General features: G+C 44.9%; 11 protein-coding genes. 6 read left to right on the top strand and 5 right to left on the bottom strand.

Annotation, left to right across the window (positions count from 1 at the left end):
* Positions 1 to 20: 20 nt before the first annotated feature.
* Positions 21 to 956 (bottom strand): bifunctional riboflavin kinase/FAD synthetase, encoded by a 936-nt coding sequence (gene ribF, locus CF168_RS05155; RefSeq protein ID WP_089067204.1) that lies wholly within the window; start codon positions 954 to 956, stop codon positions 21 to 23.
* Between the two features lie 65 nt (positions 957 to 1,021).
* Positions 1,022 to 2,581 (bottom strand): murein biosynthesis integral membrane protein MurJ, encoded by a 1,560-nt coding sequence (murJ, locus tag CF168_RS05150; RefSeq protein WP_089067203.1) that lies wholly within the window; start codon positions 2,579 to 2,581, stop codon positions 1,022 to 1,024.
* Between the two features lie 252 nt (positions 2,582 to 2,833).
* On the opposite strand from murJ, the gene rpsT reads away from it, so the two are divergent.
* Positions 2,834 to 3,100, top strand: a complete 267-nt coding sequence (gene rpsT, locus CF168_RS05145) for a 30S ribosomal protein S20 (RefSeq protein WP_011623708.1) — start codon at positions 2,834 to 2,836, stop codon at positions 3,098 to 3,100.
* A 60-nt stretch (positions 3,101 to 3,160) separates the two neighbouring features.
* Here rpsT and CF168_RS05140 read toward each other — a convergent pair whose 3' ends face one another.
* On the bottom strand, positions 3,161 to 3,457 hold the full coding sequence (locus CF168_RS05140; protein ID WP_006084975.1) for an ArsR/SmtB family transcription factor: 297 nt from the start codon (positions 3,455 to 3,457) through the stop codon (positions 3,161 to 3,163).
* Between the two features lie 135 nt (positions 3,458 to 3,592).
* Between CF168_RS05140 and CF168_RS05135 the strand changes: the two genes are divergently transcribed.
* Positions 3,593 to 4,999, top strand: coding sequence for a M28 family metallopeptidase (locus CF168_RS05135; protein WP_089067202.1), 1,407 nt, complete (start codon positions 3,593 to 3,595; stop codon positions 4,997 to 4,999).
* 72 nt (positions 5,000 to 5,071) lie between these two features.
* Here CF168_RS05135 and yaaA read toward each other — a convergent pair whose 3' ends face one another.
* Together yaaA and CF168_RS05125 are read right to left on the bottom strand one after the other, a co-directional pair.
* Positions 5,072 to 5,845, bottom strand: coding sequence for a peroxide stress protein YaaA (yaaA, locus tag CF168_RS05130; protein ID WP_089067201.1), 774 nt, complete (start codon positions 5,843 to 5,845; stop codon positions 5,072 to 5,074).
* A 108-nt stretch (positions 5,846 to 5,953) separates the two neighbouring features.
* Positions 5,954 to 7,420, bottom strand: a complete 1,467-nt coding sequence (locus tag CF168_RS05125) for an alanine/glycine:cation symporter family protein (protein WP_086903842.1) — start codon at positions 7,418 to 7,420, stop codon at positions 5,954 to 5,956.
* 430 nt (positions 7,421 to 7,850) lie between these two features.
* Here CF168_RS05125 and CF168_RS05120 point away from each other — a divergent pair, with 430 nt between their 5' ends.
* From CF168_RS05120 to pgi, 4 genes are all read left to right on the top strand, one after another.
* Positions 7,851 to 10,217 (top strand): phosphoketolase family protein, encoded by a 2,367-nt coding sequence (locus tag CF168_RS05120; RefSeq protein WP_089067200.1) that lies wholly within the window; start codon positions 7,851 to 7,853, stop codon positions 10,215 to 10,217.
* Between the two features lie 240 nt (positions 10,218 to 10,457).
* Positions 10,458 to 11,576 (top strand): OmpA family protein, encoded by a 1,119-nt coding sequence (locus CF168_RS05115; RefSeq protein ID WP_167373567.1) that lies wholly within the window; start codon positions 10,458 to 10,460, stop codon positions 11,574 to 11,576.
* A 248-nt stretch (positions 11,577 to 11,824) separates the two neighbouring features.
* Positions 11,825 to 12,781: a transaldolase gene (gene tal / locus CF168_RS05110; RefSeq protein ID WP_089067199.1), complete on the top strand. Its 957-nt coding sequence runs from the start codon at positions 11,825 to 11,827 to the stop codon at positions 12,779 to 12,781.
* Positions 12,782 to 12,801: 20 nt separating this feature from the next.
* Complete coding sequence (gene pgi / locus CF168_RS05105) at positions 12,802 to 14,439, top strand: glucose-6-phosphate isomerase (protein ID WP_089067198.1); 1,638 nt, start codon at positions 12,802 to 12,804, stop codon at positions 14,437 to 14,439.
* Positions 14,440 to 14,517: the final 78 nt, after the last annotated feature.

Below are 14,517 nucleotides of genomic sequence, written 5' to 3'. Positions count from 1 at the left end.
GTTAATTAAACTGATAAATATCAGCCTGCATCGTTACCAAATAAAGCTCTGGCCTCATTTGCATCATTCAAAATCTGTTGTTTTAGTGCATCCAATGAATCAAAGGGTTGTTCATCGCGAAGTTTTGCCACTAACTCAACCTCAACATGCTTGCCATAAATGTCACCTTCAAAATCAAAAAGATGCACCTCAAGCTGACAAACTTGACCATTTACGGTCGGGCGGAAACCAATGTTGGCAACCCCTTCATAAATATCGCTCTCATCCCAATAGAGTTTCACCGCAAACACCCCGCGCACGGGCACCACATTGCGTTTGAGGGCAATATTGGCGGTGGGGAAACCTATGGTGCGGCCAATTTTTTGGCCATGGGCCACGCGGCCGCTTAAGGTAAAAGGATGACCAAGTAGGCGTCTCGCCTGCTCCAAGTTTCCTTTAGCCAATTGTTCTCTTACCGCGGTCGAACTCACACGTTGCGAGCCCACCATAAAACTCTGGGTGCTGACCACAGTAAAGCCATAACGAGCTCCCGCCTGCATCAGCATTTCAAAATTGCCTTTTCTGCCTTGACCGAAGCAAAAGTCATCGCCAACGACGAGGTATTTCACCCCGAGCTTGCGCACCAGCAGTTCTTCAATGAAATGCTCAGCCGGTTGATCTGCAAAGGCACGATTGAAGTTAACACACACTAACCGTTCAACGCCTAACTCATCTAACAGGATGATTTTGTCCCGCAATAAGCTCAAACGTGCGGGCGCATTATCACCACGGAACAACTCCTGTGGTTGAGGCTCAAACGTCATCACTGTCGGAGGTAATGAAAGCTGCTTGGCCTTTTGCACCAGATTGGCAATCACCTGTGCATGGCCGCGATGCACGCCATCAAAATTACCTATCGTCAGCACACAGCCATGGTGAGATGACAAAATGTTATGTATACCGCGGATTAATTCCATAACTTTAGACAACTGCCAAGCGCAAATCGGCTGATTATATAACAGCTAACGATAAGAATCAGCAATCAAACTCCCCGTTTCATTGACCAAGGACGAATTCCTAACGCCAATAAGCCAAGTAAATACGTCATAGCGCCAACAGCAATCAAACCAATCAAAGCCTTAGCACGCCCAACCAGCTGCCATTCCAACCATTGGGATTGTGAAGGTAAGAAGTAGTACAAGACTACCACCATCAAGGCCGTTGAAACCACGGCTTTAAGGAAAAACACCATTGTTGGCTTAGAAATTCGGTAAACACCCGCCTTATGTAGGCCGCGATATAACAGAGTGGCATTCAGTAAAGCCGACATCGATGTCGCAATCGCTAAGCCGACATAACCAAAGGGAATCGCAAAGATCAAGTTAAAGCCCATGTTGGTAATCATGGCGATAATGCCGTAGCGCACAGGGGTCTTAGTGTCTTGGCGCGAGTAATATCCAGGCGCTAACACTTTAATAAGCATAAAGCTGAGTAAACCACTGCCATAAGCCATCAAGCTGTAGGATGCCATCTCAACGTCTTGGATAGAGAAGGCGCCGCGCATAAACAGCACCATCAACATAGGTTGGGCGAGCACAATCAGCCCCATCATGGCGGGTAATCCTAATAACAGAATCGCCTTGATGCCCCAATCCATGGTTTTACCAAAACCATCACCTTCTGCATTTACATGATTTCGAGATAAAGCCGGTAAAATCACTGTACCAATGGCAATACCAAACAAACCGAGTGGAAATTCCAATAAACGGTCCGAATAGTACAACCAGCTAATAGAGCCCGTCATCAGGAAACTGGCGATAAAAGTATCGAATAACAGATTGATTTGTGAGACTGACACACCAAAAAGCGCAGGGATCATCAGGGTTCTAATCTTCACTACCCCAGGGTGTTTCCAGCCCCATGACGGCTTAACGAGAGCCTTTTCTCTAAGTAGGAAGGGGATCTGGAATAAAAACTGAATTAAACCGCCACAAAACACACCCCAAGCAAGGGTAATTTCAGGCTGGGAAGAGGTTGGCGCAAAAAACATCGCCGCCGCAATAATGGCCACGTTTAAGAATACTGGGGTAAAGGCTGATACAGCAAAACGCCCACGAGTATTTAGGATGGACCCCGCTAACGCGGTAAAGGTGATAAACCATAAATAAGGGAAGGTGATTTTAAGCACAACGGTTGCCAGCTCAAACTTGGCACCATCGGGCTCATTGTTAAGCCAAGCAACAAACCAGCCGCCACCAAATAAGGCCGACAATACGGGGGATGCGATAACACCGATAAGAGTCACAATGGTCACCAAGAGCCCTAAAGTCCCCGCCACTTTACTGAGTAACTCTCGAGTCTCATCCGAAGTGTGTTTTTCCTGATATTCGGTCAATACGGGAACAAATGCCTGAGCAAAAGCGCCCTCGGCAAATAATCGACGTAAAAAGTTAGGAATTTTATTGGCGAAGAAAAAAACGTCGGCGCTTGTCCCTGCCCCCATTAAATTGGCAACAACTACATCTCGAACCAAACCTAAAACACGAGAAATCAACGTCATAGCACTAACAATCATGCCAGATTTCAATAATTTTTTACTCAAACGTCCCCCAGACCTACATCGAATGGATTAGGTGATTCATCTCAAAAAATCGACTCAGGCTCTGTCACACTGCGGCAATAGCTGTTAGAATTGCGCCACATATTACACGAGTTGGGTTGAAGATAGCCAAGGCGGGTTGAATTAATTTATCTTTATGATGATTATTCAATCATAGTCATTGACAAAGTGACTAAATGCAGGCATATTCCTCGGCCTTTAAAAGTATCAAATCCAGTTTTTAGGAGTTGCACCTTGGCTAATAGCAAGTCTGCAAAGAAGCGCGCGCTTCAATCTGAAAAGCGTCGTCAGCATAACGCCAGCCGTCGCTCAATGTTACGTACATACGTTAAAAAAGTAATCGCTGCTATCAAAGCTGGCGATCACAAAACAGCAACTGAAGCTTTCGCTGCTGCACAACCAATCGTTGACCGTATGGCGACTAAAGGCCTTATTCACAAGAATAAAGCTGCCCGTCATAAGGCTCGTTTGAACGCTAAGATCAAAGCACTAGCTGCTTAATTGTCTTAGTAAATAAAAAAAACCGGCAATTGCCGGTTTTTTTATATCTGATGATTACCATTAATGACAATAAATATTGTTCAGTAAATGGATCATCTCACGCACTTCATCACTCTTAAGCGAATAAAATACGGTTTGCGCTTCTTTGCGTGTGGTTACTAAATTATCTTTGCGCAACCAAGCAAGGTGTTGTGATAGTGCCGATTGACTTAAGCCTAATTTTTTATTCATTTCGCCAACGCACATTTCACCTTCGTTCAATAAATAACAAAGGATAAATAAACGGCGTTCGTTTGCGAGTGCTTTTAATAGCACTACGGCATGATCGGCTCGCTCCTGCATCAATTCAATATTCATTACGCACTTTTTCTCCTAAAACTAACCCCTGCGCTAATATAGCGTTGCCTTACAGATATAGTCGGGACATAAAGCACACTTTTTGCTAGATTGTTTTCAAAAATGGGACATGCTTAATAAAAATAAAGGAAACCTATGAAATCCTACCAAACAACACTAATAACTGGACTATTTATTGGCGGTTTGAGCGCCTGCCAAACTCACTTAGAAACACCCGCAAAAAATGATATTCCGGCTCAATTGCAGCAAACCGCATTATCGTCATCCTTGGGATATGACATAGTCGAATCCCTCACTGTAGAAGTCGGCCCACGCTTAGCTGGCAGCCCAAAAGACATAATTGCGGTGAACTGGGCAATGAATAAGTTAACAAGTCTTGGGTTTGATAAGGTTTATAAAGAGCCGGTACAAGTTCCGATTTGGGAACGCGGTGAAGCCAAAGCCAAGATGATCTCGCCGGTAGAACAGCCTTTAGTGATAACAGCCTTAGGCGGCAGTATCGCCACGCCAGCCGAAGGCATTCAAGCCAAAATTGCTCGTTTTGATAGCCTTGCGGCATTACAAGCGGCAAATCCAGAAGATGTAAAAGGCAAGATAGCCTTTATCGACCAAAAGACCGAACGTCACATCACAGGTGAAGGTTATGGCAAAAGTGTCGGCGGCCGCTCAAAAGGCGCAGTCGCAGCCGCACAAAAGGGAGCCGTAGCAATTGTCATTCGCTCAATTGGCACCGACCATGACCGCATGGCACACACTGGTGTGATGCGTTATCAAGATGGCGTGCCTAAAATCCCGGCCGCAGCGATGTCTAATCCCGATGCCGACTTAGTAGATGCGATGTTAAAACGCGATCCAAACGCGGTGCTCGAACTACATATGTCACCAAAGGATTTAGGCTCCAACACATCCTACAATGTGATTGCAGAAGTCACTGGCAGTAGTAAACCTAACGAAATCGTTCTGATTGGTGCTCACTTAGATTCTTGGGACGAAGGTACAGGCGCGATTGATGATGGCGCAGGCGTTGCCATTGTGACGGCAGCTGCAAAACATATTCAAGATCTTCCGCAAAAGCCCGCTCGTACGGTACGAGTGGTTCTATATGCTGCTGAAGAAATTGGTTTAGTAGGAGGCAAGGCTTATGCTGAGGCACACCAAGCCGAACTACCTCTGCATTATATTGCTGCCGAATCGGACTTTGGCGCAGGCCCGATTTATCAAATCGACACTAAGGTCAGTGACGGCGTTTTTGCCCAAGTTCAAGAAAGCATAAAACCAATGACATACAACGGTGTTGCCCTCGGCAATAACCAAGCCTCTGGTGGGCCTGATGTCTCTATGCTGCCCGCATTAGGCGTACCTGTTGCTTCATTAAGACAGGATGGCCACGATTACTTCGATTATCACCACACCCCTAACGATACCTTAGATAAAATAGACCCTAAGGCACTGGCACAAAATGTGGCGGCATATGCACAATTTGCTTATATCATGGCGAACTCGAATCTAGTGTTAACACCGATTAGTACTGAGTCGAAATAATCTTCCGCCAGCACATCCTTCGTAAATAAAAAGAGCAGCCTAGGCTGCTCTTTTTATTTTACGCATTATGAGTTACTGCGCTTCACGCAAGAATGTTGGCTCATTCGGTTTACTCAATTCTTCACTGTAGTAATAACCTGCCACATCAAACGCTTTTAATTCCTCAATTGAACTCACTTGCTGGTCAATGATATATCTTGCCATCATTCCCCTTGCCTTTTTAGCAAAAAAACTGATGACTTTATATTGGCCATTTTTAAAATCTTTAAAGACAGGAGTGATTAATTGACCGGCTAATTGTTTTGGTTTTATCGCCTTGAAATATTCATTAGATGCGAGGTTGATAATGATGTCATCGCCCTGCGCAGCAACCGCATTGTTGACTGCTTCGGTGAGAGTATTACCCCAAAAATCGTAGAGATTCTTACCTTTAGGATTGGCAAGCGCCGTCCCCATTTCTAAGCGATAAGGTAAAATTAAATCCAAGGGGCGCAGTAACCCGTAGAGCCCAGATAAAATACGCAACTGTGACTGGCTGCGTTCAAGCTGTTCGGGTGTCAGCGTATCTGCATCAAAACCCGTGTAAACATCGCCTCTAAAAGCAAAAATCGCCTGCTTAGCATTATCAATGCTGTAATCGGGTGTCCACTCCCCAAAACGCGCGGCATTTAAGCCTGCGATGTTATCGCTCACCTTCATTAATGTTGCTATGTCACTGGGGGTTAACCGTTGGCAGACTTGAATAAGCTCTTGGCTATAAGCTAAAAAATCGGGCCGAGTGTGGGTTTGAGTCAAGGGAGGTTGCTCAAAATCTAGGGTTTTCGCCGGTGAAACCAAAATCAACATTAACACGCTCCAACAAATAAAATACGCCACTATGATACTGAACAAGCATAAAAAAACCACGTACGGATGACGTGGTTTTTCCGATAGCGTTAATCAGTGAACTTGAGTTTATCGACTAAGCGCAGATTCTGTACGCGTTTTCGCCTGCTCGTTGGCACTATTATCCTGCCAAATACCATCATCGAGTTGTTCCATCAATTCGGGGAACTTACTGCGATCAAATTCAGGCATTTTGCCACTCTTCAATTGTTCACAGTAATCGTTGATAACCCGTATCGCCAAACCAGATAACAGCAGCAAAGCAATGATATTGACCGTAGCCATTAGTCCCATAGACACGTCCGCTAAGTTCCACACTAAGCTGATTTTGGCCACAGCACCAAACATCACCATGCCTAATACGCACAGGCGGAATAGCGGTAATGCCTTAGTGCTGTTACCCGTTAAAAACATCACATTGGTTTCGGCGTAGGAATAGTTAGCAATGATAGAGGTAAAGCAGAATAGGAAAATGGCTATCGCAATAAAGGCGCCGCCCCAATCTCCTACGTGGTTTGACATCGCATTGATGGTGAGACGAATGCCATCTTCGCTAGAACCGATATCGCCTGAAAGCAAAATAATCGCCGCAGTTGCTGTACAGATAACGATGGTATCGACAAACACTCCCATCATTTGCACAAAACCTTGGGATGCAGGATGATTAGGATTAGGTGAGGCACTCGCCGCCACGTTTGCCGCGCTGCCCATCCCCGCCTCGTTTGAGAACAAACCACGGGCGATTCCCGCTTGCATGGCCTGAGCGACCGTATAAGCAACACCACCTGCGGCGGCTTCTTGCCAACCGAAAGCACTCTTTACAATCAAGCTGATGATGGCTGGCAGTTGTTCTAAATTGAACAGCACGATAATAAAGGCGATCAGAATATAAGCCAGTGCCATAATAGGCACGATAAACTCAGACACTCGCGCAACTTTACGTAAGCCACCGACAATCACAAAACCACTGGCTAACACTAAGCCGATACCGACATAGGTCGGGTTGAAACCAAACACCCGCTCCATTGCACCCGTAATGGTATTGGCTTGCACCGCGTTAAACACCAAACCAAAGGCGATGATCAGGAAGAAAGCGAACAACACCCCCATCCATCTCTGTCCAAGTCCCTTCTCCATATAATAAGAAGGACCGCCGCGAAACTGACCGTTGGTATCTCGTACCTTATATACTTGTGCAAGAGTCGACTCCACCATGGCGGTTGCCATACCTAACATGGCGATTAACCACATCCAGAACACAGCGCCAGGTCCAGCAGCGCCAATCGCCACGGCAACACCGGCCATGTTTCCGGCACCAACCCGAGCGGCCATACTGGTACAGAATACTTGGAATGAAGACAGACCACTTTCACAACCTTGGCGGCTCATGGTCATGACTTTTAGAGAGTGCTTGAAGTGTGTAAGTTGAATAAATACAAGTCGTAAGGTGAAATAAAGCCCCGCACCCACCAATCCGTAAACGAGCAATTTGCCCCAGAGCAGTGCGTTCAAAAAGTTTACAATCGTTTCTAACATATTATTTTACTTCTTCCCGTAGCAAATGCCCGCCTCCACCTATACTTAGCGAGGTGCAACATTTGTGGTGAATGAATCCTTCCAAATAAAGGTAAGAATATCGGTAGATTTATTCTTTCAAATTATCCTTCCGTGAATTTACAACATCACGGCTACCGAATTCAACGCAGCAAAATAGCACAGTATTCGAAATTACTCATGTGATCAAGCCTAGGTTTGCATCGTTAAATAGCTACAACCTCACACTCGTAAAGCTTAGATAAGTCACTGTTAATACTAAATTAACAATTTAACAAACTTAATCCACATGCGTTAACGACGAACACAAGTTTTAAAATTTGGATGCAGGGCACATTTTTGTAAGAAAATTACAAATATAGTAATCCCAACACAACACAGTTCAATTCCGTCTGCTCTAGTGAGGCTTAATATGACGACTACACATGAGATAAATGCTCTTAAAAAATATGTAAGAGCCACTAACTTCCTCGCCACCTCTCAGATTTACCTAAAGCAAAACGTATTACATAAGCGCCCACTTGCGCATTCGGACATTAAACCTCGCCTGTTAGGGCACTGGGGGACTTGTCCGGGGATTAACTTCGTTTATGCCAACGTCAACCGACTCATTGTAAAACATAATCGTCCTTTCATTTACTTAGTCGGCCCAGGCCATGGTTTCCCCGCAGTACAAGCTAACCTATTCATCGAAGGCTCACTCAGCCACTTTTATCCAGAAACCATTCCTTATAATGAAACCGGTATCGAAGATATCTGTAAGAAGTTTTCGGCGGCCTATGGTTACCCTTCTCACGCTAACCCTGAAGCACCCGGTCAAATCCTTGAAGGGGGCGAATTAGGTTACTCGTTAGCTGTAGGTTGGGGCGCGGTATTAGACAATCCTGATCTTATCGCAACCGTATTAGTGGGCGACGGTGAATCAGAAACAGGTCCTCTTGCAGCCTCCTGGTATGCGAACCGTTTAGTCTCCCCTGCCACCAACGGTGCAGTGTTACCTATAGTACATATCAACGGCTATAAGATTTCAGGCCCAACCCGTATGGGACGCATGAGCCATGAAGAGCTAGATCTTGAATTCCGTGGTCTTGGTTATCACCCTATTATTGTCGACAGCGAAATGGAAGAAGATATCTACGTCCAAATGACAACCGCGATGGATACTGCTTATAGCATGATTAACGATATCCAAACCCGCGCACGTAAGGGTGAAGATATTGTCAAACCTCGCTGGCCAGTGATCTTAATGCGCACCGCCAAAGGCTGGACAGGTGTAAGCGAATATAATGGTACAAAATTAGAAGGTAACTGCGAATCGCACCAAGTTATCGTCAATAAATGTGCGACCGATAAAGGCCACCTCAGCGCACTGGATAACTGGTTGGCTAGCTATCAGTTCCAAGAGCTTTACCAAATCAATGCCCAAGGTGAACTGATTTTTGATGCGGATATTAGCTCCTTGATCCCACCTAAGCATTTAGCTTGTGGTCGCCAACATCTCACTTATGGTGGTGAAGTTGTTAGAGCTTTGTCCAATCCAGATCTCGAAAAGCTCAGCTATGGTCCAGAAGTACCACGTGGACACCGCGGTTACTCTATGTTGAAAATGGGTCAATGGATGCGTGATGCATTCAAACTGAACCGTGACCAACGTAACTTACGTATCTTTAGCCCAGACGAAACCTATTCAAACCAACTGCAAGCGGTATTTGAAGAAACCGATCGCGCATGGCAATGGCCAATTGAAAGTTGGGACGAGGATATGACTCGTGATGGCCGCGTGCTCGAGTTACTCTCTGAGAACTTACTATTTGGTATGTTACATGGCTACACAGTAACGGGTCGTCACGGCATGTTCCCAACCTATGAGTCTTTCTCACAGGTCGTATCTTCAATGGCCGACCAATACTGTAAATATGTTTACGCCAGCCAAGGGGTGCATTTCCGCAAACCTTTACCCGCGTGCAACGTGGTACTTTCTTCATTATTAGAGCGTCAGGATCACAACGGTTACTCGCATCAAAACCCATCGTTCCTCGGTGCGATGTTAGAAAAACATCCAAAGATTATCTCTGCTTATTTACCTGCTGATGCAAACAGCACCTTAGTTTATACCGAACGCGCTTTTGCGGATCGTGACAAACTGAACATCCTAGTGGCTGGTAAAAAAGAACTACCGCAATGGTTGAGTTTAGAAGAAGCACGTAAACAAGCGAAAGACGGTGTGATGGTATGGGATTTTGCTTCAGATGAAAATCCAGATATCGTGCTTGCAGGTTGTGGTGATTATGTCACTCAAGAATGCATGGCTTCACTTGTGATTATTCGTGAACTCTTACCTAGAGTGAGAATTCGTTTTGTCAGCGTGACCGAATTAAGCAGTGATGGTTTAGGTAGCCGTAAGTTTAAAGAAAAACCTTGGATGATGGATGAAATATTTACCCAAGATAAAGGGGTTGTATTTAACTATCACGGTTATCCAAATACTATCAAAAAGTTAATTTTTGACTACAAAGGAAGTCGCCGTTTCAGAATTAAAGGTTATGAAGAAGAAGGTTCAACTACAACACCATTTGATATGGGTGTTCGTAATGGCACTTCTCGCTATCACCTTGTTATTGATATGGCTTACAAACTATTCCAACAAGGCGTCATCGATGAAACCAAGCACGTTTCAATCACAACCGATATGCTGCAACGACTCGTTGATCATCGCAACTATATTAAGGCAAACGGTGTTGACCCTGTCGAAATTGAAAATTGGGTTTGGACCCGTTAACCCCAAATTTTAATTAACAAATTAAATACAATTAAAAGGCATCCTTCAGGATGCCTTTTTAACATCAATCAAAAGTAACAATATGCTATTCCATAAAAAAACTTTGGACTAAGCACTGGAAAAATTTAACAAATGAAGTGATAATTAATCGCTGGCTACAATACCAAAGGATCCCCACACTAAGTGCTAGCAATGTTTTGCATAAAACCTGCAAAGCATATTGGTGGAGAATCATAAACAATGGACTTAGAGAAAATGATGAAGAATACATTAAAAGTAGTTTTGCTTACATCAATGCTTCCACTTGCTGCCAGTGCATCTCAAGAGTTAACACCTTGGTATGTTGGTGCAGGTTTAGGCGTTAATAACTATGAACACATTGCAACTGACAACGGCGATGACAACCCATACGCATGGGACATCTTCGCAGGCTATATGTTTAATGACTACTTTGGTGCTGAAATCGGCTATCGTGATCTAGGTAGTGCAGATTGGACCTATGCAGGCATTGGCAATGATGCAGACGTTAAAGGTGCAACTCTTGGCTTAGTTGGTGTATGGCCACTAGGTAACCGTTGGAGCCTATCTGCTGAAGCTGGCGCAATGTACTACACCCTAGAAAACAACCAACGCGTTGGTGGCGTTTCTAGTTCTTACAGCGAAAACGACTTTGCACCTTACTTCGGTGCAGGTGTTGGTTATAACTTCACTGATAACCTGAAGTTACAAGCTAAATACCGTCGCTATGAAAACTTAGACGATAACGCTGGTGCCAGTGCGATCGTTCCAGTAAATGCTGACAGCAACTACTGGGGCTTAGAATTAAGCTACCGTTTCGGTTCTCCAGCTGCTCCAGTAGCTGCAGCAGTTGTTGCTGCAACACCAGTTGACTCTGACAACGATGGCGTTTACGACGATAAAGATCAGTGCCCAGCAACTCCAGCAACTCACAAAGTTGACTCTGTTGGCTGTACTATCTATGAAAACGTTAAGAAGCAAGAAGATGTAGGTTCTATCCAGTTTGCTAACGATTCTGCTGTAGTGAAGAAAGAGTACTACAAAGACATCGAAAGACTGGCTAACTACATGAACAAAAACCCAGAGTTCACAGTTGAAATTGCTGGTCACGCTTCTAACGTAGGTAAACCAGACTACAACATGACTCTGTCTGACAAGCGTGCTGACGCTGTTGCGAAGATCCTTGTTGAAAAATATGGTATCAGCCAAAGCCGTGTAACTTCTAACGGTTACGGTATCACTAAGCCATTAGTCGCTGGTGACACTAAAGAAGCTCATGCAGCTAACCGCCGTATCGAAGCTATCGTGACAACTACTGAAAAACAACCTGTTCTGAAGTAATTGCACTCTTAAGAATAAAAAAGTCGCTGCTTGCAGCGACTTTTTGTTTTTGTAACATCTACACTATGCAATCTGATGACGCTTAGCTCACTGTTGTAATGCAATCACAGCTTTTCGCCTAAATTCGATATAGCTTTACCATTTTTGTAATTTTTTTACATTGATGGTTGGAAAAGTTGGCAAAATCGCTTCTAATAGTCATCAGTTCATTTCTGAGTTTAGACCGCTATCTGAGAAGGATGTTTTTCATGGCAAATACATTAGAGCAACTCAAGTCATACACTACGATTGTGGCCGATACTGGCGATATTGAAGCGATCAAACGCTATCAGCCAGAAGACGCAACGACCAACCCATCACTCATTCTAAAAGCGGCTCAAATTCCCGAGTATAGCGCTCTAATCGACAATGCTATCGCGTGGGCTAAATTACAAAGTGCTGATATTGAGCAACAGATTGATGATGCCAGCGATAAACTTGCAGTGAACATTGGTGTCGAGATTCTAAAACTGGTCCCGGGCCGTATTTCAACCGAAGTGGATGCCCGCTTATCCTTCGACAAAGAAAAATCCATTGCGAAAGCACATAAATTAGTACGTCTGTACCAAGAAGCGGGCGTGGATAAATCTCGCATTCTGATCAAATTAGCCTCAACGTGGGAAGGCATTTGTGCCGCCAAAGAGTTAGAGCAAGAAGGCATCAACTGTAACTTAACCCTACTCTTTAGCTTTGCTCAAGCACGTGCCTGTGCAGAAGCGGGCGTGTACTTAATTTCTCCATTCGTTGGCCGCATCCTCGACTGGTACAAAAAAGACACAGGTAAAGACTATGACGCAGTAAACGACCCAGGTGTCGTTTCTGTGACTGAAATTTACAACTACTACAAACAGTATGGCTATAACACGGTAGTCATGGGTGCAAGTTTCCGTAATATCGGTGAAATCATCGAATTAGCGGGTTGTGACCGCCTGACTATTGGCCCTTCATTGCTAGAAGAGCTGGCAAACTCTCAAGTTGCTATTCAACCTAAACTCATTCCTGCCAGCACCACAGTTGCAGCCGACGAGCCTTTAACTGAAGCGCAATTCCGCTGGGACTTCAACCAAGATCCTATGGCTGTCGACAAGTTAGCAGAAGGTATCCGTAACTTCGCCATCGACCAAGGCAAACTCGAAGTCATGCTCAAGGCAAAACTGGCAAACTAAGTATCTTCGGAGACGATTCGATGACTATCTTGACCCAAAGCACAACTTGGCAAGCGTTAGCAGCGCATAGCCATCAGATCCCGCATATGCGGGAACTCTTTGCAGGCGATCCGGCACGCTTTAGCAACATGTCGCTTTCTACCTGTGGCTTATTTTTAGATTATTCAAAAAATAGAGCGACACCTGAGACAATCAACTTGCTGCTGACATTGGCGCAAGAGGCAAAGCTTGACGCTAAAATCAAGGCGATGTTTGCCGGTGATATTATTAACACCACCGAAAAACGTGCCGTATTACATACCGCACTGCGCAGCACCGCCGAGCAATCCATTGTTGCCGAAGGTCAAGATATCGTTCCTGAAGTACAGCAAACGCTGCACAAAATGCAGCAGTTTGTTACTTCAGTCACCTCAGGACAATGGAAAGGTTTCACTGGCAAAGCCATTACCGATATTGTCAGCATCGGTATCGGTGGTTCGTTCCTTGGCCCTAAAATTGTTTCCCAAGCATTGCGCCCTTACTGGATTACAGGTCTAAATTGCCATTTCGTTGCCAACGTCGATGGCACTTCGATCAGTGAAAAACTCAAGCAACTCGATCCAGAAACCACTCTGTTTATCATGTCGTCTAAGTCTTTTGGTACACAAGAGACGCTGACCAATACCCTAACGGCGAAGGCGTGGTTCTTAGCCAAAGGTGGTTCACAGTCAGATGTGGCGAAACACTTTGTTGCCGTGACCTCTAACGTGGCAAAAGCGACCGATTTTGGTATCGATGCTGACAATATTTTCCCAATGTGGGACTGGGTTGGTGGTCGTTATTCACTTTGGTCAGCCATTGGTTTACCCATTGCTTTACTCATCGGCATGGATAACTTCCGCTCCCTATTAAAGGGCGCGCACCAAATGGATACCCATTTTGCCAATGCCCCTCTAGCCGAAAACATGCCAGTGATCATGGGATTACTATCTCTGTGGTATGGCAATTTCTTTAATGCTCAAAGTCATGTGGTATTGACCTACGATCATTACCTACGCGGACTTCCGGCTTACTTCCAACAACTGGATATGGAAAGTAACGGTAAGTCAGTCACCCTTAATGGTACCCATGTGGATTACAGCACGGGTCCGGTGATTTGGGGCGGCGAAGGTACAAATGGTCAGCACGCTTACCACCAGCTACTGCATCAAGGCACAGCATTAATTCCGGCCGATTTCATTATGCCGCTGCAAAGCCATAATCCTATTGGTGAGCACCATGATCAGTTAGCCTCTAACTGCTTCGGACAGACTCAGGCGCTCATGCAAGGCCGCACCCTAGATGAAGCGCTGGCCGAATTGAGCAAGAGCAACTTAAGTGATGAAGAGAAGTTACTTATCGCCAAACACAAAGTTATGCCAGGCAATAAGCCAAGCAATACTCTGTTAATGGATAAGCTGACTCCTGAAACCTTAGGTGCACTGATTGCGCTCTATGAGCACAGAACCTTTGTCCAAGGCGCCATTTGGGACATCAACTCCTTCGACCAATGGGGTGTTGAACTCGGTAAAAGCTTAGGTAATGACGTTCTCGCCCGTATCGGCGCAGAGCAAGACGCCACCGCCTTAGATGCCTCGAGCAATGGGTTAATTAACCTATATCGACAGGGCAAAATCTGATCGAACAAAAAGCCAGCAACAGCTGGCTTTTTTATTTTATCTCATTAATAAATTTAAAATATTCCCTCACAACTTCCC

This window comes from Shewanella bicestrii (assembly GCF_002216875.1).
GTDB lineage: Bacteria > Pseudomonadota > Gammaproteobacteria > Enterobacterales > Shewanellaceae > Shewanella > Shewanella seohaensis.
This window is presented reverse-complemented; position numbering and strand designations above follow the sequence as displayed.

Coding starts and splice junctions, on each gene's coding strand:
- ribF (WP_089067204.1), bottom strand. CDS start 956: ATGGAATTAATCCGCGGTATACATAACATTTTGTCATCTCACCATGGC.
- CF168_RS05140 (WP_006084975.1), bottom strand. CDS start 3,457: ATGAATATTGAATTGATGCAGGAGCGAGCCGATCATGCCGTAGTGCTA.
- CF168_RS05135 (WP_089067202.1), top strand. CDS start 3,593: ATGAAATCCTACCAAACAACACTAATAACTGGACTATTTATTGGCGGT.
- yaaA (WP_089067201.1), bottom strand. CDS start 5,845: ATGTTGATTTTGGTTTCACCGGCGAAAACCCTAGATTTTGAGCAACCT.
- CF168_RS05125 (WP_086903842.1), bottom strand. CDS start 7,420: ATGTTAGAAACGATTGTAAACTTTTTGAACGCACTGCTCTGGGGCAAA.
- CF168_RS05120 (WP_089067200.1), top strand. CDS start 7,851: ATGACGACTACACATGAGATAAATGCTCTTAAAAAATATGTAAGAGCC.
- CF168_RS05115 (WP_167373567.1), top strand. CDS start 10,458: ATGGACTTAGAGAAAATGATGAAGAATACATTAAAAGTAGTTTTGCTT.
- tal (WP_089067199.1), top strand. CDS start 11,825: ATGGCAAATACATTAGAGCAACTCAAGTCATACACTACGATTGTGGCC.
- pgi (WP_089067198.1), top strand. CDS start 12,802: ATGACTATCTTGACCCAAAGCACAACTTGGCAAGCGTTAGCAGCGCAT.